The organism is Streptococcus halotolerans, assembly GCF_001598035.1.
GTDB classification, from domain to species: Bacteria; Bacillota; Bacilli; order Lactobacillales; family Streptococcaceae; genus Streptococcus; species Streptococcus halotolerans.
This window is the reverse complement of sequence record NZ_CP014835.1, coordinates 1,896,467-1,919,331: the sequence shown is the minus strand read 5'-3', so window position 1 is coordinate 1,919,331 and position 22,865 is coordinate 1,896,467. Positions and strand designations below refer to the sequence as shown.

General features: G+C 40.3%; 22 protein-coding genes. 7 read left to right on the top strand and 15 right to left on the bottom strand.

Annotated features, from left to right (window positions below; translation table 11 throughout):
- Positions 1 to 104 precede the first annotated feature (104 nt).
- From A2G56_RS08775 to A2G56_RS08760, 4 genes are all read right to left on the bottom strand, one after another.
- Positions 105 to 830 (bottom strand): LytR/AlgR family response regulator transcription factor, encoded by a 726-nt coding sequence (locus A2G56_RS08775; protein WP_062711639.1) that lies wholly within the window; start codon positions 828 to 830, stop codon positions 105 to 107.
- Positions 830 to 2,587, bottom strand: coding sequence for a sensor histidine kinase (locus A2G56_RS08770; RefSeq protein ID WP_062711637.1), 1,758 nt, complete (start codon positions 2,585 to 2,587; stop codon positions 830 to 832). The genes A2G56_RS08775 and A2G56_RS08770 overlap by 1 nt, the downstream gene beginning before the upstream one ends.
- A 949-nt stretch (positions 2,588 to 3,536) precedes the next feature.
- The gene (gene rpoE / locus A2G56_RS08765; RefSeq protein WP_062711634.1) at positions 3,537 to 4,118 is read right to left on the bottom strand and encodes a DNA-directed RNA polymerase subunit delta; all 582 of its coding nucleotides are present in this window, start codon (positions 4,116 to 4,118) and stop codon (positions 3,537 to 3,539) included.
- A gap of 178 nt (positions 4,119 to 4,296) precedes the next feature.
- Positions 4,297 to 5,394 (bottom strand): iron-containing alcohol dehydrogenase family protein, encoded by a 1,098-nt coding sequence (locus A2G56_RS08760; protein WP_062711631.1) that lies wholly within the window; start codon positions 5,392 to 5,394, stop codon positions 4,297 to 4,299.
- Between the two features lie 268 nt (positions 5,395 to 5,662).
- Between A2G56_RS08760 and A2G56_RS08755 the strand changes: the two genes are divergently transcribed.
- Positions 5,663 to 6,913 carry a threonine/serine exporter family protein gene (locus A2G56_RS08755; RefSeq protein WP_062711628.1) on the top strand — a complete coding sequence of 417 codons (1,251 nt, stop codon included), beginning with the start codon at positions 5,663 to 5,665 and terminating at the stop codon, positions 6,911 to 6,913.
- Between the two features lie 431 nt (positions 6,914 to 7,344).
- Here the strand turns inward: A2G56_RS08755 and rpsI are convergent, their stop codons facing one another.
- From rpsI to A2G56_RS08710, 9 genes are all read right to left on the bottom strand, one after another.
- On the bottom strand, positions 7,345 to 7,737 hold the full coding sequence (gene rpsI, locus A2G56_RS08750; RefSeq protein ID WP_062711625.1) for a 30S ribosomal protein S9: 393 nt from the start codon (positions 7,735 to 7,737) through the stop codon (positions 7,345 to 7,347).
- A 26-nt stretch (positions 7,738 to 7,763) separates the two neighbouring features.
- Positions 7,764 to 8,210 carry a 50S ribosomal protein L13 gene (rplM, locus tag A2G56_RS08745; protein ID WP_062711623.1) on the bottom strand — a complete coding sequence of 149 codons (447 nt, stop codon included), beginning with the start codon at positions 8,208 to 8,210 and terminating at the stop codon, positions 7,764 to 7,766.
- Between the two features lie 171 nt (positions 8,211 to 8,381).
- Positions 8,382 to 9,242: a DegV family protein gene (locus tag A2G56_RS08740; protein ID WP_062711620.1), complete on the bottom strand. Its 861-nt coding sequence runs from the start codon at positions 9,240 to 9,242 to the stop codon at positions 8,382 to 8,384.
- Between the two features lie 121 nt (positions 9,243 to 9,363).
- Positions 9,364 to 9,879, bottom strand: coding sequence for an NYN domain-containing protein (locus tag A2G56_RS08735; protein ID WP_062711617.1), 516 nt, complete (start codon positions 9,877 to 9,879; stop codon positions 9,364 to 9,366).
- Positions 9,880 to 9,900: 21 nt separating this feature from the next.
- Positions 9,901 to 10,650, bottom strand: a complete 750-nt coding sequence (gene rlmB / locus A2G56_RS08730) for a 23S rRNA (guanosine(2251)-2'-O)-methyltransferase RlmB (protein ID WP_062712534.1) — start codon at positions 10,648 to 10,650, stop codon at positions 9,901 to 9,903.
- A 690-nt stretch (positions 10,651 to 11,340) separates the two neighbouring features.
- Positions 11,341 to 12,702, bottom strand: a complete 1,362-nt coding sequence (radA, locus tag A2G56_RS08725; RefSeq protein WP_062711614.1) for a DNA repair protein RadA — start codon at positions 12,700 to 12,702, stop codon at positions 11,341 to 11,343.
- 15 nt (positions 12,703 to 12,717) lie between these two features.
- The gene (locus A2G56_RS08720; protein WP_062711611.1) at positions 12,718 to 13,167 is read right to left on the bottom strand and encodes a dUTP diphosphatase; all 450 of its coding nucleotides are present in this window, start codon (positions 13,165 to 13,167) and stop codon (positions 12,718 to 12,720) included.
- Between the two features lie 82 nt (positions 13,168 to 13,249).
- On the bottom strand, positions 13,250 to 13,537 hold the full coding sequence (locus tag A2G56_RS08715; protein WP_237334407.1) for a MurR/RpiR family transcriptional regulator: 288 nt from the start codon (positions 13,535 to 13,537) through the stop codon (positions 13,250 to 13,252).
- A gap of 107 nt (positions 13,538 to 13,644) precedes the next feature.
- Entirely contained in the window at positions 13,645 to 14,004 is a 360-nt protein-coding gene (locus tag A2G56_RS08710) for a YbaN family protein (RefSeq protein ID WP_062711608.1), read from the bottom strand.
- A gap of 182 nt (positions 14,005 to 14,186) precedes the next feature.
- Here A2G56_RS08710 and A2G56_RS08705 point away from each other — a divergent pair, with 182 nt between their 5' ends.
- The 6 genes from A2G56_RS08705 (at position 14,187) to recD2 (ending at position 21,095) form a co-directional block, all read left to right on the top strand.
- Positions 14,187 to 14,792, top strand: coding sequence for an NADPH-dependent FMN reductase (locus A2G56_RS08705; RefSeq protein WP_062711606.1), 606 nt, complete (start codon positions 14,187 to 14,189; stop codon positions 14,790 to 14,792).
- Positions 14,793 to 14,808: 16 nt separating this feature from the next.
- On the top strand, positions 14,809 to 16,056 hold the full coding sequence (locus tag A2G56_RS08700) for an NAD(P)H-dependent oxidoreductase (protein ID WP_062711601.1): 1,248 nt from the start codon (positions 14,809 to 14,811) through the stop codon (positions 16,054 to 16,056).
- 90 nt (positions 16,057 to 16,146) lie between these two features.
- Entirely contained in the window at positions 16,147 to 16,935 is a 789-nt protein-coding gene (locus A2G56_RS08695) for a formate/nitrite transporter family protein (protein ID WP_062711599.1), read from the top strand.
- 78 nt (positions 16,936 to 17,013) lie between these two features.
- Entirely contained in the window at positions 17,014 to 17,928 is a 915-nt protein-coding gene (gene rnhC / locus A2G56_RS08690) for a ribonuclease HIII (protein WP_062712532.1), read from the top strand.
- 10 nt (positions 17,929 to 17,938) lie between these two features.
- Entirely contained in the window at positions 17,939 to 18,532 is a 594-nt protein-coding gene (gene lepB / locus A2G56_RS08685) for a signal peptidase I (protein WP_062711596.1), read from the top strand.
- 61 nt (positions 18,533 to 18,593) lie between these two features.
- Positions 18,594 to 21,095 carry an SF1B family DNA helicase RecD2 gene (recD2, locus tag A2G56_RS08680; RefSeq protein ID WP_062711593.1) on the top strand — a complete coding sequence of 834 codons (2,502 nt, stop codon included), beginning with the start codon at positions 18,594 to 18,596 and terminating at the stop codon, positions 21,093 to 21,095.
- 25 nt (positions 21,096 to 21,120) lie between these two features.
- On the opposite strand, the gene dinB is transcribed toward recD2, so the two are convergent.
- Together dinB and A2G56_RS08670 are read right to left on the bottom strand one after the other, a co-directional pair.
- Entirely contained in the window at positions 21,121 to 22,215 is a 1,095-nt protein-coding gene (dinB, locus tag A2G56_RS08675) for a DNA polymerase IV (RefSeq protein ID WP_062711590.1), read from the bottom strand.
- Positions 22,216 to 22,395: 180 nt separating this feature from the next.
- A complete protein-coding gene (locus tag A2G56_RS08670; protein ID WP_062711587.1) occupies positions 22,396 to 22,809 on the bottom strand; it encodes a hypothetical protein in 414 nt (137 codons plus the stop codon).
- Between the last annotated feature and the right edge of the window lie 56 nt (positions 22,810 to 22,865).

Here is a 22,865-nt window from a genome sequence, read left to right as displayed (position 1 = left end):
TTCGATGGTTTTAGTATAACTAAAAAAAGAGCTCATTGGCTCTTTTTGGTATAAAACGCTTTCTTTTTGGTATGAAATGCTGTTTTAACTTCCTAAAATACACTTTATAAACCTAAGCGTTCCTTAAATGCCTTCAGGTATGATCGACTAACAGGAACCTTTCCGCCATTGGTCATGGTAATCTGGTAGGTTTGATTGAACCACGGTTGAATTTCCTTGATTTGGTCCTGATTGATCAAATAACTGCGATGAACTTTCATGAAACGGTCTGTCGTCAACAGCTTTTCTATGGCAGACAGACTGGTATGACTCGTATGGCTAGCTGTTTTAGTATAAACCGTTGTTTCCTTACCTTGTACTTCACAGTAAATAATATCCTCAAATGGGATCAAGTAAATGCGCTCATCCGTCTCAACTGTCAAACGCCGACTGGACTTTTCAGCTCCTTTTTCAGATTGTTCCACTTCGGTTGATAAGACTTGCTTGGCTTTATGGATAGTCCGTTGAATTCTATCCTGCTCAAAAGGTTTTAGAATATAGTCTAAAGCATTAACCTCAAAGGCTTCCACAGCATGATTATCATAAGCTGTAGCAAAAACAATCAAAGGGGCCTGTGGGACTGTGCTTAGCCTCTTAGCCAAATCAAGTCCGCTCTCATCTGTCAAATGGATATCAAGAAAAAGCAGATCAGGCTGATGGGTTAAAATCAATTGGAAGGCATCATCGATGGACTCACCTTCCCAAATGTCTGTCACATCATTGGTTTGTTCAAGCAAGTAGGACAATTCCATACGTGCCAAGGGTTCATCATCAATAACAACTACTTTCATTACACACTCTCCTCCACGGGTCTATTGGGTAAAAGGATCTTGAAACAAGTCCCCAATTGGTCAGACGCAATGCTAAACTGAGCATTGTCGCCATATAAGCTTGTCAGGCGACGGTTGAGATTTTCCAAAGCTGATCCTGTTCCTCGTTGCGAAGGCACTACTTCCTTACCTAGTTTATCTTGAAGTTCTTTCGAAATACCACAGCCATTGTCGCAGACTTCCAAGAGGAAATGGTTCTGATCAGCTGGAGCCAAGTGCACCCAAACGTGGTTGTCTTTTTTACGACCTGGAAAGGCGTGTTTTAAAGCATTTTCCACCAAAATCTGAATCACAAACGGCGGAATCCCCGACTGGTATAACTCTTCTGAGACATCAATATCAATCTGGTAACGATTGGGGAATCTAGCTTGTTCAATGGCTAAATAAGCTTGCAAATGAGCCAGTTCATCCTCAACGCTAATAACATTTTCACGAGTGCTCTTAATATTAGAACGAAAATACTTTCCTAGTTGAAGGAGCAAATGGCGTGCTTTTTCATTGTCGATACGCATCAAAGCAGAAATAGTATTGATGGCATTAAACAGAAAATGAGGGTTAACTTGAGCTTGAAGGGATTTGATTTCTGCATCTTTTAATAGCCCTTGCTCCAAAGCCATTTGTCCTAGTTCTAATTGTGATGAGAAGATATTCCCTAAACCAGCTGCCAACTGTTCTTCAACATAGGTCAAATCATCTGCGTTGGTAAAATATAATTTAAACGTTCCAAGCACTTTGGTTTTAACCATTAAAGGGACCACGATGGCAGCTGACAAAGGACAATCGGGGTAGTAGCAGCCAATGTCGTGTTTGTGCCTGACCACATGAATTTCTCCTGTCTCAATCACTTCTTTAGATAAGTCAGTAATGATCTTCTTAGTGGGAATATGATGGTCACTGGCTGCTCCAACGTGGGCTAATATCGACTGGCGATTGGTCACGCTAACTGCTGACACGCGCATAAACCGTTTGATTTCCTCAGCTGCCTTAACTGCCGACTCAGGTGTCAATCCTTGCCTAAAATAAGGCAAGGTCGTGTTAGCTAACTCTAAAACATCATGAGTCTGAATAGCTTTCATGCTTTCTTCTTGCCGAAGGGTCCCCAAAATAATAGAGAGAAAAATGCCAGTCCCTAAGGCGTTAACCAGAACCATTGGTAAAGCAATCGTTTCAATCAAAGCGATAGCATTAGCCTTGTTGGGAAGAAAAATGAAGATACAAAGCATCTGAACCATCTCCATCATGACACCACAAAGGCTACCTTGCCAAATGGCTGGGTAAGTATTTTTACGCAGGCTGATACGGCCAACAAAACCTGATAAAAGACCAATTAACAGTGACGAAATAAAATAAGTGTAAGGGACACTCCCCCCCTGTAGCCAACGAACCGTTCCTGAAATTAAACCAACAAACACGCCGACAAAAGGACCACCAATCAAGCCTGACATGCCAATGGTTAAAGTCCTAGTATTGGCTATCGAAGCGTGAGCCGTCAAGCTGACAGCATTACCACTGTCGATACTCGTAGACGATGTCACCAAAACTCCTGTAAAATTGGAAATAATAGCAAAGACACTAAAGGTTGCAATCAACAGCCATTTAGCCTTCGTCTCTTTACGGTGATACATCATTTTTTTATAAAAAGGACTAATCATTAATAGATTAGCCAAGAGAATGATGAGCCCCACACGTTCCAGCAAAGGGAGCAATAAAGATGCCATAGCCAACCTCTCTTTAAGATGATAGTCATCTACAATCAAAAGAAAGCTAGTTTTAGTTAAAAACTATACGCTAGCCTAAACTTTCTTAACATGCTTCTTCCGATATTGATTTTCTTTGAGTATTATTATAGCACTAATGTTTTGTCAAATTCAAATCACTTTTAGCTGTGACTAGCAACAGCTTGTGTCATAAAAGTGGTGTGCAACTCTTCAACAGAATTGAGGCAGAGTTGCCATTCTAAATGGTGCTGGTTTACCACTATCTCTTACCAATAGACAATATCACACCACCAGTCACAACAATGTCCTTGGTCAATAACAGGACACCTCTTCTAAAAAATAACTAACGCTAGCAACCAATCTCTCAAATATAGTCGAATGAATTAACTTTGAGACAAAGAACTGAGATACGGGCAGCAATTGAGTAGGGTAAGGCGAAAGCGAAGATGCCATAATCTTAATTCAAAAAACTATAAAATCAATGGCATCCAATTCACACCATAATAGGATAGCTTGGGCAAAAAGAACTAAAAATTCTGAAAGTCTGTTTAACTCCCCTTTTTCAAAGCAAAATGAAAAAGACAATCGCAGATGACTTCAACGAAGCCATATACGATTGCCTCCATGCATCGCCCTATTCGAACGATAGATTATCTCTACCTTAGTCTAACCAAAATCAGTATGGTTAGCCAGGCACTAACTTTATAAGACCTTAGCAAAAACTCTCAAAACAAGATATTGTTTTTGCGTGCTATTTTGAAACTAACCAACCCGAAAAATAAGACAGTGGTTAGTCATCGATTGCTGTCACGAAAACCATTTTGGTAGTAAGTCCCATAAAATAAATAGCAGACAAAAGCTCCCTAGCCTTAACTAGAGAGCTTCGCATAACCTCCAAAGAGGTACAGGCTGCTATAAATATGTAGGATTGATTAAGAGAAGCTACTGCTTACTCCTCAACGTCTTCGTCGTCAGAGAACTCGTCATCTTCTTCGTTTAGATCAACATCTTCTTCAACAACTTCGTCATCAGAGATGATTTCATTCAACTCAGAGTCGTATGACTCAACCTCTGATTTTTCATCATCTGGATTTTCTTCATCATACTCGATCGTTTCTGTTGCAGCTGTGTAGTCTTCATCTTCTGGATCATCAGCGTTGTAATCAATCGCATCTTCGTCACCATCCATGAAGGCATTGACACGTTTTTTCTTACGTTTTGGTGCATCCTCACCTTCTTCTTCAAAGGTAAGGATTTCTTCGTCGATTTCATCGATTGCGTACCATGAGCGAAGACCCCAGCGGTTATCACCTAATGGGATAAAACTTCCATCGATGTTCAAATCTGAGTAGAAATATGGGAGAGACTCACGAATATCTGCATCCGTTTTTCCAAGGTAGACTTGGATCTCATTCACCATGTCGCTGAAATACATCTCATTGTCGCGACCACGTTCTTCTAAAATTGCACGAGCCACTTCAATCATTGAAAGTTCGCTCTTTTCTTGACCAGCAAATACTTCTAATTCCAAGGCCTATTCTCCTTATGTTATCATTCCTTTCTATTTTACGCTAAAAATAGTCTTTCGTCAAAACTTTTATTGTGAATTTTCAATAAAGAGACAACCTCTTTCACAATTCCAGCAATCAGCCATCACCCCCCTTTATTAAGGAAGCTTGACAAGTGATATGACGTTTTCTCTAATAAGTTCAAGCCAAAGCCAAAGACTGTCCCACTTGATCTGCTGCTAGAATGGCTGCTTTAAACCGCTCTGCCTCAAATGGTGTGTGTTTATACTCATTGGTTGTCAAAGCTAATTCAAGCACTGCTGCTATGTCTGTTTCTGTCAAACCAATATCGCTCAAGGTTACTGGTAAGCCAAGGGATTTATTGAAAGAAGCGACTTTATGCAGTTCTTCTGTTTCATTAAAATAAGCATGAAGTACCATAACACCAAAAGCTACTACTGCACCGTGAAGATGCTCACCGTCACGTTTAACAGCTGTTGTCCCATTATAAAAAGCATGAGCATGACAAGAGTTGAAATAAAAATCAGGTTGGTTCACTAAGTTTGAAGCATAAGCAGTAGAGACAAGAATAGCTAAAGCAATCTCCTCTACTGCTTTTGATGGTCTATTATTTTCGACATCTTTTAATCCCATTTGACCATACTCATAAAAAGCATCTTTTGAAGAGAGGGCTACCGCTCGGCCTAAAACGCCTGTATGCGACAGCTTACCGCCGCCTTGTTCATATTTATAAGCAGCACGTTCCACTTCAGGGGCCTTAGAGATCCCATCTCCAATGCCTGCCCAGAAATACTTAACTGGTGCCTCGGCAATCACTTTAGTATTAATAAAGATATGAACTGGCGTTTCAGGATAGCCATATTTAAGGAGACTATGATCATCCTTATAAATAACGGCAATAGCTGTTCCGGCTGAGCAATTAGAACAGATGGTCGGGAAGGTCATGATATCTTTTTCTAGTTCATGTGCCACCATCTTAGCCGTATCCAGCGCACGTCCGCCACCAAATCCAAAAATGATATCCGCACGAGCCACATCTGGATTAGCCACTAGTTTGTCGATATTGGACTGGGTCGAATCTGTCCCATAGATAAACTGACCAGTCACTTCGTAGCCATTTGTTTCTAAAATCGTAACCACTTGGTCAGCTGAACTAGCCAAGGCTTTCTCACCACCAATGAGCGCTACGCTCCTAACATGATAAGACTTCAGAACTTGAGGAATTTCCTGAAAGCAATCCACCCCATAACTGTAATTGGACATATTGTTGGTTGTCATAGCACTCTCCTTAGTAAAATATTTTTTGAATTATCCAAAAATTCAAAATGTTATTCTCTATCTTATCACTTCTGCTGATAAAATCAAGAAATTTTTAACATTTTTAAGGATTTTTAGCTCAAGCATTGTCAAAAAGGAGAGCACCTTTTATAATGTAGATACAATCGGTTAATTAAAAAAACAGCTACCAAGAGTGGAGTTAACATCTAAGCGTATTTTTCTTTACTTTTGAGATATATTACGAAATAGGATAGGAGCCAGAAAGCAAATGAAACGACGTCCAATTGCCACCCTTAAAAATGAAATCGATGCCGTCCTCTTTGCTGGACGTATTCTCATGGAATCAGGAGCCGAGGTATTCCGTATCGAAACCACAATGAACCATATTGCTGACTCTTTAGATATCGAGCAATTCGAGGTTTACGTAGTCAATCAAGGCATTATCGCTTCAGGCACCAATCAACTGGGGTATCAAGAATCAAAAGTGATGAATGTTAATGAAACTGCCATGGATTTAGGTAAACTAGAAGCCGTCAATGCTCTTTCTAGAAGCCTATCGAAAAAAAACAAGGTAACTCCCTCGTATGTCTTTCATCGCTTAAAAGAAATCAACAATAGTGTCTTATATTCTATCTGGACTATTTTGGCAGCCTACTTCTTTGGTGCTGGTGGCTTCTCTCTAGCGCTAGGAAGCTCACCCATTGATTCTTTCGCAGCTGCTGTCGCTGGTCTGCTCGCTGGTTGGTTTATCCAAGTAGGATCTGCTCGGATTCACACCCCATTTCTAACCACCATCCTAGCTAGTTCGATAGTCAGTTTATCTGTCAACTTCTTTTATTTTCTTGGACTCGGAGAAACAAGAAGTATCATTATCTTAGGTGCCTTGATGATTATGGTACCAGGAGGATTCTTCATTAACGCTGTGCGAGAGATTTCTCATAATAATTTCTCAATCGGCTTTACCCTACTAATGTCCGCCATCATGACCTGTATCTCCATTTCAGCTGGCGTAGCTGGGATGACTGAAATTCTCCCCTTTGCGGATCAAATGACAGGAACTTTCTCAACGGAAACAGTTACAGTGATTGGCTTCTTGATAAGAACACTTGCCGCAGGGATTGGCACAATTGCCTTTTCGATTACCTATAATGTTCCCAAACGCTATTTGCTGGATATTGGAATCATCGGTGCCGTCTCTTGGGTGCTTTACTTGATTTTGAAAGAAAATTTTGGAATGGATATCATCGCTATCTTCATTCCCGGCCTCTTTGCCACTTTGATATCAAAAATTCTAGCTGCTAGACGGAAGACACCAATGACTATTTTCCTAGCTACCAGCATGTTCCCTTTGATTCCCGGACTAAGTTTCTACCGTGGCATTTACTTCTTACTAACAGGTTCAAGCGAATTAGCGATGACACATATGAGAACATCCTTTGTAACAGCCTTTGCTATTACTATTGCCATTAGTATCATCCAGCAATTCCCCTTGTCACTTTTTAAGAAGAAAAAAAAATAAGCTAACATCTAGTGCTGGCTTCACAACAAAGACAGACGTCAGTTTTGAGGTTTGTCTTTTTCTTGTCCAATTAAATACAGGCATTTCAAAGAGAACATAAAAAGTCACAAAATGATAAAGCGTCCTATATTGAAGAAAATAGGGTAATAGCGCTGCTAACTGAAATAGTAATAGAGCAACGCTTCTATGAGATTTTTACGACAATCCATTAAAAAACGATACCGATAGTCTTTTATACTAATACTTTCTATTTCAATTCACCATCTGTATTGAAAAACTCATCATTACTTTGCAGTAACTTGAACTACAACATACTAATAGTGGCGGGAATTTGGTGTGAAAAGTGGTGTGAATTTTGTTAAAAAATCATCAAAAAACACCCCATGGTGTGAACCATGAAGTGCTTTGAAACGTTGATATATCGCTGATAATTAACGTTTTGAGAATTGTGATGCTTTACGTGCTTTCTTAAGACCTGGTTTTTTACGCTCAACCATACGTGCGTCACGAGTAAGAAGTCCAGCGCGTTTCAATGAATCGCGGAAGTCTGGGTCTACTTGAAGAAGCGCACGTGCAATACCGTGACGGATTGCACCTGATTGACCACCGTATCCACCACCAATAACGTTTACGAAAACGTCGTATGAACCTTCAGTTGAAGTTACTGCAAATGGTTGGTTGATAACAAGACGAAGGTCTGCACGTGGAATGTACTCTTCTACATCTTTTTTGTTAACTGTGATTTTACCAGTACCTGGTACCAAACGAACGCGTGCAACCGCGTTTTTACGACGACCAGTACCTGCATATTGTGCTTGTGCCATGTTTATGTTGCTCCTTTCCTCTTAGATTAGATAAGTCCTGAGATATCAAGTACTTCTGGTTGTTGAGCAGCATGTGCGTGCTCAGCGCCTGTGAAGACTTTCAATTTCATGCCTTGTGCACGTCCAAGAGTGTTGTGTGGAAGCATGCCTTTAACTGATTTTTCGATCAAACGCACAGCGTTTTTAGAACGAAGTTCACCAGCAGAGATTTGTTTCAATCCACCTGGATACATTGAGTGAGTGTAGTAGATTTTATCAGTTGCTTTTTTACCAGTTAATTTAACTTTTTCAGCATTGATAACAATCACAAAATCACCTGTATCAGTGTGTGGAGTGAAAGTTGGTTTGTTTTTTCCGCGAAGTACGCTAGCAACTACTGCAGAAAGACGTCCAAGTGGCACATCTGTTGCGTCAACAACGTACCATTTACGTTCAACTTGGCCTGGTTTAGCCATGAAAGTTGTTTTGTTCATGATTTCTCCTATACGAATTCGTAATATTTGTTTACAAGTGCGGTGGGTGTTCCGTCCCACCAAAAGTATTTGGAAGGTTCCGGGGCCTTTCAAATGGGGTAAACAATACCGTTTAATATCATATCAAAAAACATCGATTAAAGTCAAGTGTTTTTTCTTTTTATTTCTCATTTATCTCGGACTTTTTTTAATGGTGAAGATAGCTAGCGTTCCAGGGCCGACATGAGCTGCAATAACAGGTCCTAGAGGTAGCTGGATAACACACCTAACACCACTTTCATCTAATAAATACTCTTCTATTTTTTGAGCCGCTTCGGTGTCACCAGCATGGGCAAGAACGACTGTCGTATAATCTAAATCTTCGAGAGACTTTTCAACCATCTCTCTAATCCCTTTTTTACGCCCTCTCACTTTGGTCAAGGGTGCCAGTTTTCCTTGATCGTTAATCCATAACAGTGGCTTGATATTGATCAAACTCCCAATAACAGCCGAACTTTTTGACAGGCGACCTCCGCGCATCAAATGATAAAGATCATCCACTAAAAAATGACTATACAAATAAGGGCTGACGGCTTTCATGTCTGCGACAACCTGATCCAATGGCTGACCCTGATTACGTTTTTCAGCCGCTAGCATAACCAAAAAGCCTTCACCACCAGCCGCAGCTAAGGTATCGACAATCTCAATACGGGCCTCAGGGTATTCTTCTAAAATCATCTCGCGTGCCATCACTGCAGACTGATAAGTTCCTGACAATACTGACGAAAAAGCCATATACAAAAGGTTATTTCCTTTTTGAACCTCTTGGCGGAAATAAGCTTCAAAAACCCCAACATTGATTTGACTGGTTGTTGGGTTACTTCCAGTTTGCATAGCTGCCAATAACTCTTCTGATGTTATGCGATTATCTCCAACGGTCTCATAAGTCATTCCGTCTAGGCTAATCGTCAAGCCTAAAACCGTTACATCATTATCTTTAGCCCAGGTTTCATTAAGATCAGCAGTTGAGTCTGTTACAAGTTTAAAAGTCATTTCATTCTCTTTTCAAATATTTTGAATATCAAAGTTTTTTTACATTATAACAAAAAAACTATCTAAAAGATAGTTTCAAAACATCTACTTGAGATTTATGATCTCCTTGCGGTCAGACGATTTACAACTCATTCAAAAGACCTTTCAATTTAGAGAGTTGATGGTCGTCCCATGGCCTCAATCTTGGTTTTTTCAAATCAATACTTTGCGACATCTTGTCCAAATCAGATTTAACGGTATTGACACGCTCTTCCAATTCACGCGCCGATACTCGGAGCGCCCCTTGTGAGAAAATGGTCCATTGTTCGTTCAAATCGCTAGTCGCCACTTCTACTAAATGGATTGGATTGTTGAGCTCTGCTGCTAAACGCTCGATGTAGCTATCAGCCGTCTCGTCTTCCTCCGTAAAGATCACTTGAACCCTGTACTGATCGTAGCGCTGTCGTGTTCCTGGCACAAACTGAGCATCGAAAACACAAACGATATCCAAATGTTCAAAATGAGCATAATTATTGAGCTTACGCAAGAGCACATTTCGAGCATCATCCAGTTGATTTGTCTTAAAGAGCTGTCGTGTCTCCTGCCAAAAAGCAATCATATTATAACCGTCGACCAGGAGAATACGTTTTTTTACCATTTTTTCTCCTTCTTATATGGCTTATATTTTATTGCGGAAAACCTCGTACATGAGCACTGCTGCCGCGACACTGGCATTAAGGCTCTGCACATGCCCATCCATAGGGATAGTAATCATTTCATCCACTTGTTTTTTGATGTTTTGGGAAATCCCCTTACCCTCATTGCCGATAAGCAAAGCAAGTTTGCCACTAGTATTCCATTGGTGAGATGGGGTCCCATTCATATCCGTTCCAAAAATCCAGAAACCCGCTGACTTAAGCTTATCAAGAGTTTGACTAAGGTTGGTCACACGAGCAATCGGAACGTGTTGAACCGCACCGGTAGAGGTTTTGGCAACCACTGGTGTTACTCCAACCGCACGGTGTTTAGGAATGATGACCCCAGTTACCCCAGTAGCATCCGCCGTTCGTAAGATAGACCCAAAGTTGTGCGGATCGGTCAAGCCATCCAAAATCAAAACTAGAGGATTGTCTTGCATTTCTGCCTTTTCGAGAATGTCATCTAGCTCTGCATAGGCAAACTCAGAGACACGAAGGACAAAACCTTGATGAACAGCACCACCAGTCATTTCGAACAAACTTTTCTTTGGTGTCCAAGAAATAGATACTTTTTTCTTGGCCGCTAGAGCCTTGATTTTGTCAACATTTTTTCCTTTTAGGTCATCTTGGATGTAGAGTTTATTACCAGTATTAGCTTCTAGACTTTCAGTGACCGCATGGACACCATAGACCATGTCCTTATTTTCTAGTTCAGTAAGTTTTTCTTTCATATCACCATTATAGCATGGAAAACAGAAAATAAGCATCATCGAATAGTCACTCTGTGTCAAATTTACTAATCAAAGTAGGAATGAGACAGTTATTTCCGAATGATGATACAATTAACAATCGACCATTTCGTTTTTTCTATAGTGACAATTACAAAAAACATCTTGTTGAAAGACAAAAAAACGTTATTGTTTCATTCAAAATCTTTCGTACGTTTGCCCTGCCAAAGCAAATTACCATAAGAGTGTTATACTAACATTAAGAGCAGCTATCTTAACTAGATTGGAGTGATGCCAATTGTTTCGCTGTCTAATCCTTGTGGGATTCCTTGCCTACGTTGCCACAGGAATGTTACTTATCAAAAATCAAGCTAAACTTACCTTATCCAAACCCTCAAAAATCTTATTATTAGTGATTTATCTGGTATTATTAATGTTGATTGGATATGCATCACTTTTTGTGATCATGTTTGGTTACAATTCTTAATAAAAACAATCACTAAAAAATGACGGTTGTTAGGATTGGCTTGAAGGTTAACAACCCTTCTAAACGATAAACCGTTAAAAATGTAGGTCTTGCTTATCATTAAAACAAACTCTTAGAACTGGTGATTTAGCACCTTTCTAAGAGTTTTTCTTTCCTATATAGAACATTAAGTAATTGGAAAAATTCTCAAAAATGGACTTTTCTCATTAAGCGAACACTCTCTTCAAAACCTCTCCAACGGTTGAAACACCAACAACCTGAATATTATCTGGAATATCAATGCCTTGTAATGAATTTTTAGGAGCATAGATCTTGGTAAAACCCAGTTTAGCCGCTTCGTTGATTCGTTGTTCAATACGAGTCACACGACGAATCTCACCAGTCAATCCAATTTCTCCGATAAAAGCTTCTTGTGGGCTGGTCGGTTTTTCTTTATAGCTAGAAGCAATTGCTACTGCGACAGCTAGGTCAATAGCTGGCTCATCTAGCTTGACACCGCCAGCTGACTTAAGGTAAGCATCTTGATTTTGCAAGAGCAAACCACATCGTTTTTCAAGAACAGCCATAATCAAGCTCACTCGATTAAAATCAAGACCCGTAGTTGTACGTTTAGCATTTCCAAAAACCGTCGGCGTCACAAGAGCCTGGACCTCTGCCAAAATTGGACGGGTTCCTTCCATAGTCACAACGATAGCCGAACCTGTCGCCCCGTCCAAACGCTCCTCCAAAAAGACCTGACTAGGGTTGAGAACTTCGACCAAACCGCCTGATTGCATCTCAAAAATCCCAATTTCATTCGTTGAACCAAAGCGATTTTTAACAGCACGTAGAATACGGAAAGTGTGATGGCGTTCTCCTTCAAAATAAAGCACGGTATCCACCATGTGCTCTAACATGCGAGGACCAGCCAGCGTTCCTTCTTTAGTAACGTGTCCAACGATAAACGTTGCGATACTATTCGTTTTAGCTAGGTTCATCAACTCTGCCGTTACTTCCCGAACTTGCGAAACCGAACCTTGCACACTAGAAATCTCTGGACTCATGATGGTTTGGATAGAATCGATAATAAGGAAATCTGGATGCACCTTCTCGATCTCTGCGCGGATATGTGCCATATTCGTCTCAGCATAGAGGTAAAATTCATTGTCAATATCACCTAAGCGCTCACTGCGCAATTTGATCTGCTCAGCTGATTCTTCTCCTGAAACATATAACACAGTTCCTTGATGAGCTAGTTGAGTCGATACTTGCAAGAGAAGTGTCGACTTCCCAATACCAGGATCCCCACCGATCAAAACCAAACTGCCTGGAACGACACCTCCACCAAGAACGCGGTTAAATTCATCCATATTTGTTTTGGTTCGAGCATAATGGATAGAAGTCACATCTTTGAGCTTCGTTAGGCGTGCTTTTTCACCTGTCAGGCTAATGCGAGCATTTTTAACCTCTTGAACTTCTACTTCTTCGACAAAGGACGACCAAGCCGAGCAATTGGGGCAGCGCCCTAGGTATTTTGGGGAATTGTAACCACATTCTTGGCATACAAAACTCGATTTTTTCTTTGCGATGATAAGCCTCCTTGACTATTTTCCTGTACTGCCGAAACCACCTGTCCTTGAACCAGTAGCGCTATCTCCATCTACTACTAAGAATGGCGCAAACACGCCTTGAACAATACGGTCTCCTTTTTCTAAACGAACAACTTGGTCTGAAATATTTTGCATTTGAGCAAAGATATGACCCTCGTTTCCTTCGTTATTATAGTAGTCTCCATCAATGACCCCGACAGAGTTGATTAAAATAAGTCCTTTTTTTCGAGGATTAGACGAGCGGTCATAGAGATAGAGCACTTCGCCGTCTTGCATGTAAGCCTTGACACCCGTTGGGACAAGGACAATCTCCCCTGGATCAATTTCAATTTCTTCCGCCACCTTCAAATCATAACCCGCGGCATGAGCAGTTTCTCGTTTAGGGAGAAGGTCAGCTTGTCCTTCAAAAGCTGTTATTAATTCAAATCCACGTACTTTAGTCATTTTGTCTTCCTTATCTTTAAAAATCGTCTATTCATTATAAAATATTCGAAAAACAAAAGCAAAAAATAGCCCAGTTAGAGAACTAACCAAGCTGAAAATATATACTAACAAGACCTGAAAAATCTGACTTAGCAAGCTTTGGTTTAGCCTCTTCTTCTCGCAATAAGAACTTCAAAGCTGCAAAATTGATGATGTCCAGTTTCTTGAGTAAGCGAGAAATGGATGATCTCGACACAAAACAGGCTTCTGCTAGCTCCTGACTGGTCATTTGCTGAATATCAGTTATATGTTGATCTAAATAAGCTAAGATTTCCCTATCTTGAACCGTCAATCGTTCATCAAATTTGTCTTTTCGCTCCAACCAATTCATATTGCTTCCTCCAATCTTACCTTCTAACAAACTAAATCTTACCTTCTAACAAACTATCAGTAATTAACAGTTATGCCTATCCAAACACCGACCGAGGTAGCTCACTTTTATTTATCCGGAATAACCTTAAATAAATAATAAGTGATAAACACTGTCAGCACAACAAGCATGAACTTAATAGGCAACAAGGGAGCAAAATAAATCGAAATTCCCATTAACAAATAGATTTGCCAAATCATCTTTTTCTTACGTTCTTTAGCAATACTTTTGGTTTCTGCATAGTCCGCAACATAAAAGTCATAAATCTTGCTGTTTCGAAGCCAAACGTCAAATTTTTTAGAACTGCGAGCAAAACAAAATCCTGCCAATAATAACAAGGGGGTTGTTGGTACAATAGGAAGAACGATACCAGCAACACCTATCACTAAACTAATGCAACCCACAATCAAATAAAATAGTTTTTTCATAGCACCTTATATTGTACCAAATCTTCCTAACTTTCATCAGATTAATTGTCTAATAAAGCACAAACAGAAAGGTTGACAGGCTCTACCATTTTATGATTTGATATTGACTTTTTTAGCCGTAAACGTTATCATTAAAATGTGAATTATTTTATATTTTTTACCAGAAAATTAAGGAGAATCCTATGAAACTTATCGGACTGGTGGGGACTAATTCCTCTAAATCAACCAACCGCAAGCTTTTACAATACATTGAAAAACACTATGCTGATAAAGCAGATATCGAACTTATTGAAGTTAAAGATTTACCAACCTTTAATAAACCGGCAGACAAGAAACTTCCTGAAAGTGTTTTAGAAATTGCAGCCAAAATCGAAGAAGCTGATGGTGTGATTATTGGCACACCAGAGTATGACCACTCAATCCCAGCTGTTCTTATGAACGCTTTAGCTTGGTTGTCATACGGTATCTTCCCACTTCTTAACAAGCCTGTTATGATCACAGGTGCTTCTTACGGAACACTTGGTTCATCACGCGCTCAATTGCAACTTCGTCAAATCCTTAATGCTCCTGAGTTGAAAGCCAATGTGCTTCCAGATGAATTCTTGCTTTCACACTCATTACAAGCTTTTGACGCTGAAGGTAATCTCTTTGATTTGGAAACCATCCAAAAATTGGATGCCATCTTCGATGATTTCCGTCTCTTTGTTAAAATTGCCGGAAAACTTTCAAGTGCCAAATCATTGTTGCACAAGGAAGCTGAAAATTTTGACTGGGAAAGTTTAAGCTAAGCGGGAGGAAATCACTATGAAATTTGTAGGTATTGTCGGATCGAATGCAGATCAATCATACAACCGTATGCTTTTGCAATTCATCCAACGTCACTTTAAAATTAAATTTGAACTTGAAGTTCTTGAAATCAAAGATGTGCCAATGTTTAACCAAGATGACGATCAGTCTGAAAACTTTGCACTTCGCTACCTTTATAATAAAATCACACGTGCTGATGGAGTCATCATCGCCACACCAGAGCACAACCACACTATCACACCTGCCCTCAAAAGCACTTTAGAGTGGTTGTCATTCGGTGACCTCCATCCATTTGAAAACAAACCCGTTATGATTGTTGGCGCTTCATACTATGACCAAGGAACGTCACGCGCTCAAGTTCACTTGCGTAAAATCCTTGATGCACCAGGTGTTAACGCTTATGCCCTTCCAGGTAACGAATTCTTACTTGGTAAAGCTAAAGAAGCCTTCGATGACAATGGTAACCTTATCAATCAAGGAACTATTGACTTCTTAGGTTCTTGTTTGGATAATTTCATCAAATACGTAGGAGTTGTGAAACAATTGCAAAAACCAAAACCAATTGAACCTGAAGATTTGTATGCTACAAATCCAATTAAAACAACCATTCAAGGAATCGATCCTGATGATCCAGACTGGTTGGACAAAGCAGCTGCACAAGTCAACGCTGTTGAAGGTGATACTTATGTCAAATTGGATAACGGACTTTTGACAGTTGATCAATTAAACATGTTCCTTAACGCTATGCCATTTGAATTGACATATGCTGATGATAACAACCAGTTCCTCTACTACAATCACCAACACCAAGAAGCATCAACAATGCTTGGTAAACGTGTTCGCGAGCAAGTCGGTAATCGTTTAGCAACTGTTCATGATACACTTCCTCCTGCACGTATGAAGAATGTTGAGTGGGTTGTTGGAAGTCTCCGTAACGGTAATGAAGAATACGTTCGTACCATTGTTCCAGGTACTCCTCCTGAAATCATTAACACTCACAACTATCAGGCGATGTACTATCCAGACGGTTCTTACGCTGGTATCAACGAAATCATTTTCAACTTCAAACCATGGTTAGATTGGTACCTCCAAGCAACTGGGCAACACCTCGCTGGTGGTAAGGCTCCTGCTGGTCATGCTGCTACGTCTGCTGATGCTACGTCTGGCGCTTCAGATGCTGGTGGGCATAACGATGCTCCTGCAGCCGCAGAAGCCGACGCTACTTCTGGGGCATCTGAAAGCTAAGAATCCCCTAAAAAACGGGAGGCTTGTCTTCCCGTTTTCTTTAGGTTTTAAATCTTTGTAATATAAATCACAAGAAAAAGGAAACTATTTATGTCACAATTTAAAGATAAAGTCATTGCTGCCTGTGCCAAAAAAGAAGCACTCTTTAGTGAAAGTCTCGGCCGTTACGCTCTTCGCTCCATGTTTGCTGGTGCTTTCTTAACCATGACCACTGCCGTTGGTATTATTGGTGCTGATGCCATTTCAAGTCAATTTCCAGCTCTCGCTAAATTTGTCTTTACTTTTATTTTTGCGATCGGTTTGGTCTATGTTCTCATCTTTAACGGCGAATTAGCCACTTCAAATATGATGTATCTCACAACCGGCGCTTACTACAAGGTCATCAGTTGGAAAAAAGTTGTCGCTATCCTTCTTTACTGCACCATTTTTAACTTGGTCGGTGCTGTTATCTTAGCTTGGCTCTTTAATCAATCCTACGCATTTAACCAGCTTACAGAACAATCCTTCGTTATCAACACTGTTCAAACAAAACTGGCTAAAGATAACTGGATGGCATTCATTGAAGGTATCACTGCCAATATGTTTGTTAACATTGCTATTCTAGGTTATATGCTCCTAAAAGAAGAATCTGCTAAATTCTTCGTCGTGGTGTCAGCTATCTTTATGTTCGTCCTTATCTCAAACGAACACTTGATTGCAAACTTTGCCTCATTCATGTTAGCTGGATTTAGCCCTGTTGACCAAATCAAAGGCTTTGATGTACTGAATATCATCCGTCAATGGGTTGTGGTCTTCTTTGGTAACTGGATCGGTGGCGGAATCTTTATCGGTATCGCCTATGGTTGGTTGAATAAAAGCCAAACCAAACACGTTGACTAAAATGATAACCCTTAAGAAGATTGAAAAATCTTCTTTTCTTTTGTCCTTTTTTAGGGGTGATGTGGTAAAATAATGGCTATGAATACTTTGGTTTTCCAATTGTCTAAGACAGCTATCCAAAATCTCGTTGAACAGCTATCCGCCTATCAAACAAGTAACAATAACCCTTATGTCACCTTTGCTGCTAAACACAAGAATGCAACCTTTTTAGCCTATACCTCAGGTAAAGTTGTGATTCAGGGCAAGGGTGCACAAGATTTAGCAAATAATCTCAAATTAGAAGCAAATCCTCCTAAAAGCACCTCGTCCCAAAATGCTCTTAAAACAGATCACAATCGATCAATGATTGGGACTGATGAGGTAGGAAACGGTTCCTATTTTGGAGGCCTTGCTGTGGTGGCCAGTTTTGTCAAACCCGAAGATCACAACTTCCTAAAATCACTCGGTGTCGATGATTCTAAAAAAATGACAGATCAAAAAATCCAAGCTATTGCTCCTCTTTTGGAAGAAAAAATTCCCCACCAAGCCCTGCTATTGTCTCCTCAGAAATACAATCAAGTGGTTGGAAAAGGTTTGAAACACAATGCTGTGTCAGTCAAAGTTGCCTTACATAATCAGGCTATTTTTCTTCTCCTTCAAAAGGGGGTTCAAGCAGATAACATTGTCATCGACGCCTTCACATCGCCAAGGAATTACCAGAAATACGTTTCCAAAGAGAACAACCAAGTCACACAGGCTATCACGTTGGAGGAAAAAGCTGAAGGCAACTATCTTGCTGTCGCTGTCTCATCCATTATAGCTAGAGCGATGTTTCTGGAAAACCTCAAAACCTTAGGTGAAGATGTGGGATTTCAATTACCGAGCGGCGCTTCTGCCAAGTCTGATAAAGTAGCCAGTCAACTACTAGCTGCTTACGGGATGGAAAGCCTAGCCTACACTGCCAAACTACACTTTGCTAACACCCAAAAAGCACAAGCATTACTGAAAAAATAAAGGAATTATCATGAAACGTTTTATTAAAGAATGGGGATTATTTATCCTGTTTCTAATGGTCTTTCTCGTGACCCGCTGGTTAATCTGGTTCCCTGTTACCGTTGACGGACACTCCATGGACCCGACTTTGGCCGACCGTGAAAAATTGCTAGTGGTCAAAACAGCAACCATCGATCGCTTCGACATGGTAGTTGCTGAGGAAGTAGAAAATGGCACTAAAAAACAAATCGTCAAGCGTGTCGTTGGTATGCCAGGTGATACCATTACCTATAAAAATGACAAGCTTTACGTTAACAACAAGGAAACAAAGGAAACTTACCTCACAGACTACAAGAAACGCTACGAAAAAGACAAGCTTCAAAAAACATACTCTTACAATCCCTACTTCCAATCGTTAGCGCAGGCAAGCGATGCTTTCACTCAAGATAATTCGGGCAAGACAAGCTTTACCGTTAAGGTACCTAAAGACCAATACTATCTTCTAGGTGATGACCGTATTGTATCTAAGGATAGCCGAGCTGTTGGAACCTTTAAGAAGGATACCATTGTCGGTGAAGTCAAATTCCGTTACTGGCCTTTTACTAAAATTGGTACTTTGAAATAACCTACTAAGAGGCAGGACTTCCGTCCCAGCCTCTTTTTCTACTAAATACAAAGGAAACGACATGACAAGTTATTTTTCTGGCACAATAGATCGTATTATCTTTGAAAATGCTAGCAACTTTTTTAAGATTTTACGACTTGAAATTGACGATACTAATAGTGATTTTGACGATTTTGACATTATCATCACAGGAACTATTGGTGATGTCGTCGAAGGTGACACTTATACGTTTTGGGGAGAGCTGGTACAACACCCCAAATATGGACAGCAGCTCAAGGCAGACCGTTATGAACGAGCAAAGCCAACAGCATCAGGACTCATCAAGTACTTTTCTAGTGACCATTTCAAGGGAATTGGTCGAAAGACAGCCGAGAAAATTATCGCTATCTATGGTGAAGATCCCATTGATAAGATTTTAGAGGATCCTAGTCAACTAGATAGTATTGCAGGATTATCTAAGGTCAACCGTGAGAGTTTTGTTGCCAAACTTAAACTCAATTACGGCACCGAGCAAGTCTTGACCAAGCTGGCCAAGTACGGTCTATCATCTAAACTTGCTCTCCAGGTCTTTAATCAGTATCAGGACCAAAGTCTTGCTATTGTCGAGGAAAATCCTTATCAGTTAGTTGAGGATATCCAAGGGATTGGTTTCAAAATAGCCGATCAACTAGCGGAACAATTAGGGATTGCTGCTGACGCCACTCAACGATATCGAGCAGGAATTATCCACACCCTAACAGAAAGTTCTATCCAAACTGGGAATACTTATACTGAAGCTCGCGATCTTCTAGAGATGACCCTTTATTTGCTAGAATCAAGTCGTCAAATTGAATTAGAACCAAGTCTGGTTGCTGCTGAATTAACCCATTTAATTGAAGAAGATAAAATCCAAACCATCGGTACCAAGGTTTTCGACAACACCCTTTATTATGCTGAAGAAGGTGTCCACAAACATCTCACACGACTGCTAAATAATGATGAAACACTCAGTTTTCCACAAGACGCCATCTCTAAAGAAATTGAGCGCATCCAAGCAAGCTTAAACATCACTTACGATGACATTCAAAAAGAAGCTATTGCTAAAGCCCTAACCAATCGTGTCTTTATCTTGACTGGAGGACCAGGTACAGGGAAGACAACGGTTATCAATGGGATTATTGAAGCCTACGGCAATCTTCATCAGATTGACATCCACAAAAACGATCCTCCGATTCTTCTAGCCGCTCCTACTGGTCGGGCTGCGCGTCGGATGAATGAATTAACAGGGCTACCGTCTGCCACTATCCATAGACACTTAGGCTTGACTGGGGATAACGATGATTACCAGGCTTTAGATGATTATTTAGATGCTGATTTAATCATTGTGGATGAATTTTCCATGGTGGATACTTGGTTAGCTAACCAGCTCTTAAGTGCTATTTCTGCACGAAGTCAGCTTATTATCGTCGGAGATAGCGACCAACTCCCATCTGTTGGACCAGGGCAAGTTTTGGCTGATTTATTAAAGGTTCAAGAATTACCTCAAGTTCGTCTAGAGAAAATTTTCCGTCAAACAGATGATTCTACTATCGTCACTTTGGCGAGTCAGATGCGCCAAGGGCAACTACCAAGTGATTTCACCGAAAAAAAAGCGGATCGCTCTTACTTTGAAGCCCAAGCTTTCCACATTCCTCAAATGGTAACTAAAATCGTCTCTTCAGCAGTCAAAAGTGGTATTCAGCCACAAGAAATCCAGATTCTGGCTCCCATGTACAAGGGAGATGCTGGCATCAACAACCTCAACAACCTAGTCCAAAATCTTCTAAATCCGCTCGACGATGGTTTAGAATTTACCTTTAACGACCAACGGTTTAGACAAAATGATAAGGTCTTACATCTCGTCAATGATGCTGAAAACAACGTCTTCAATGGCGATATCGGTTACATCACCGATCTGCTCCCTGCCAAATACACAGATAGCAAACAAGATGAAATCACCATCCAATTCGATGCCACTGAAGTGGTCTATCCTCGTAATGAATGGGGGAAAATCACGCTGGCTTATGCCATGTCTATCCATAAATCACAAGGAAGTGAGTTCCAAGTGGTTATCCTTCCTATCACGCGCCAAAGCGGCCGCATGCTACAGCGTAATCTCGTTTACACAGCAATCACTCGCTCAAAAAGCAAACTCATCCTCTTAGGCGAAGTAGCGGCCTTTGATAAGGCTGTCCATACAGAAGGCGCTGTCCGTCAAACTTGGTTGGTTCAGCGGTTCCAAAACGAAGACAGCTCAAATCAAGTTGTGCACAAGTTATCCACAGAAACAGAACAAGAAGCCCACAAAAATGGGGATAAAGATCCTTCTCTTTCTCATCAAAACACCACTGAATCCCTTGATAATACTACGTTTCCAGGATATTCCACAATTTATCAACAACTTGTGGATAAGGATGTTAATAAACCTATGGATAAGGTGGAAAACTATCGTTTAACAGTTGATAATCTGTTGATCATTGACCCTATGATTGGGATTACTGAGGAAGATCTCAAGCTATTTTTTAAGACAAAAAATAAGAGCTAATCACGACAATGATTGGCTCTTTGTTTTAAAATAAAGAGGTTTCAACACTCATGCCATCCCGCAATCCTGTCACAGTCACCCCTAAAAGCCTAATGCCAGACGATTGGGTTTCCAATTCATCGTAGATACGATGAGCTTCTTGTTCAATCACTTCAAAAGATTGACTAGCTTCCGCTAAGGTATGTCGTTTAGTCAAGGTTGTAAAATCAGCATAACGAACTTTGATAACAACCACTTTTCCTAACTTTTCATTTTTAATCAACGTGTCAGCGACACGCCGCGCATTTTTCGATAGTTCCACTTTGATGTCTTCCTCATGGTAGAGTAGTTTTCCATAGGTTCGCTCACTCCCTATCGATTTACGAATACGATTGGGTTTAACGCTAGTATTAGAAATCCCCCTTGCCTTGCGATACAAATCATAGCCGAAACGGCCAAAGTGATCAATCAAAGTCATTTCTGATAATGCTAGTAAGTCCTTACCTGTCTTAACGTCTAACTTATGTAATTTTGCCACCGTTTTTTCCCCTACGCCGTGAAATTTCTCGATAGGCAGTGTCTCCAAGAAAGCCTGCGCATCTTCTGGTAAAATCAGTGTCAAGCCAGCTGGTTTCTGAAAATCAGAAGCCAATTTTGCTAAAAATTTATTGTAAGAAACACCTGCCGAACAAGTTAGATGCAGTTCATTCCAAATATCATGTTGAATAAGCTTAGCAACCTTGACAGCTGACTTTAGGTTAAGTTTATTATCCGTCACATCTAAGTAAGCCTCATCAATAGACATGGGTTCTACCAAATCAGTATACCGTTTAAAAATATCACGGATTTGTCTACCAACTTCTCGATATTTAGCGTAATTTCCAGAAATAAAAATAGCTTGTGGACATCGTTCGTAGGCTTCTTTGGAACTCATCGCCGAGTGAATTCCAAACGCTCTAGCCTCGTATGAACAGGTAGATACCACACCGCGGCCGCCAGTTTCCCTCGGATCCTTAGCGATGACAACTGGTTTGCCCTTCAAGTCAGGATTATCACGCACTTCTACGGCAGCAAAAAAAGCATCCATGTCAATATGGATGATTTTTCGACTGGTATCATTGACAAGTGGAAATATAAGCATAAACTCCCCCTTCTGCCACAAAAACAACAGTCAGCTATCCTGAACGGCGCTGCGACTGCCCTTCCTCTTTTATGGCATGAGGAAGTCGGTAAATGACATCTGTGCACTACCACTCTATCAAAAACTAATTAGAGCTACTAGGACGATGAGATCACCACGTCTTTCACAGCAGGTGAACAATCAGGACATTCTAAAAACATCTAAAACCGTCTTGCTAGCACTTAGGATGATTAGGACCATTCCCCAAAAACTAGAAAGACTTCCTGAGGCTATCGAGATAAAATAAAGACCAGCTCCCAAAATCATTAAAAAAGGATTTAGCAAGAGCCCATACTTCTCAGCCTCTCGGGAAACAGTCGACCAAAGGCTAATGGAACGTAGGAAACTAACTCCAAAAATGACTAAGCTACCCATTAAGCCGCTAAAAAAAGACCAAGAAACAAAATGATTTTCTAAACGAACAGACGAAACAAAAAGTCCAAAGCTATACAAAATGACTGCAAAAGCTAAAAAGCCAAGACTGACCATAACCGCATATAACTGACTCTTTTTCCTTTTCCAAAAGGTGAGGGATAATTTTTTAAGCAATAACATTACTTCCTAACATCTATTAATAGTCTTCATTATACCTTATTTTTTGCGGAATTGCT